2 protein-coding genes are annotated in these 719 nt (G+C 47.7%); one reads left to right on the forward strand and one right to left on the reverse strand.

Annotation, left to right across the window (positions count from 1 at the left end; all coding sequences use genetic code 11):
- Positions 1-37: 37 nt before the first annotated feature.
- Positions 38-472, forward strand: coding sequence for a S1 domain-containing RNA-binding protein (locus tag SIN01_RS14855; protein ID WP_010027875.1), 435 nt, complete (start codon positions 38-40; stop codon positions 470-472).
- 46 nt (positions 473-518) lie between these two features.
- On the opposite strand, the gene SIN01_RS15305 is transcribed toward SIN01_RS14855, so the two are convergent.
- A partial coding sequence (locus SIN01_RS15305) for a hypothetical protein (RefSeq protein WP_218027799.1) occupies positions 519-719 on the reverse strand: 201 nt, incomplete at its 5' end.

The following is a 719-nucleotide window of genomic DNA, read 5'->3' on the forward strand; positions in this document are numbered from 1 at the left end:
TAATTATTGATACCATTTTAGGAGGAAGCTTTTCTTTATGTCAATTGAAGCAGGCAGTAAGCTGAAGGGTAAAGTATCAGGAATTACTAACTTCGGAGCCTTCGTTGATTTACCCGGTGGGAAAACAGGGCTGGTTCATATCAGTGAAGTTGCGGATCGTTATGTAAAAGACATTCATGATGTTCTGTCGGTCGGTGATGAGGTAACGGTTAAGGTGTTGCAGGTTGCGCCCGACGGAAAGATCGGTCTGTCCATTCGGAAAGCTGTCGACAAACCCAAGGTCGCGTCGTCGTCTCGCGGACCAAGACACGGCGGCGGACATGGTGGCGGCAAACGATTTAATTCACATGCGCACACGCTAAGTTTTGAGGACAAAATTTCTCAATATTTAAAAGACAGTGAGGATCGTCTTTCGACAATTAAGCGTCAGACTGAATCCAAACGCGGAGGACGTGGCGCACGCAGAGGCTGAGTACTACCGGAATCAATATAAATATATAGAAATGCAGCATCCAGGTTCAAAAGGGACTCGGATGCTTTTTTTGTGCGTTCTGAGCGCATTTTGAACGGTAACGGCGTGCAAGCCATTGCGCGCAACGCGGAAAATCGCCGCATTCTGCGGAAGTACGAAAGCGCTCGGGCGCCTGCGGCAAGCGAGTAATCGGAGCGTACACAAAAATAAGATTGGTTTTAGGACCAAGCACAGCTTGGTTTTTCTT

Origin of the sequence: Sporolactobacillus inulinus, from assembly GCF_006539285.1 — a bacterium.
GTDB lineage: Bacteria > Bacillota > Bacilli > Bacillales > Sporolactobacillaceae > Sporolactobacillus > Sporolactobacillus inulinus.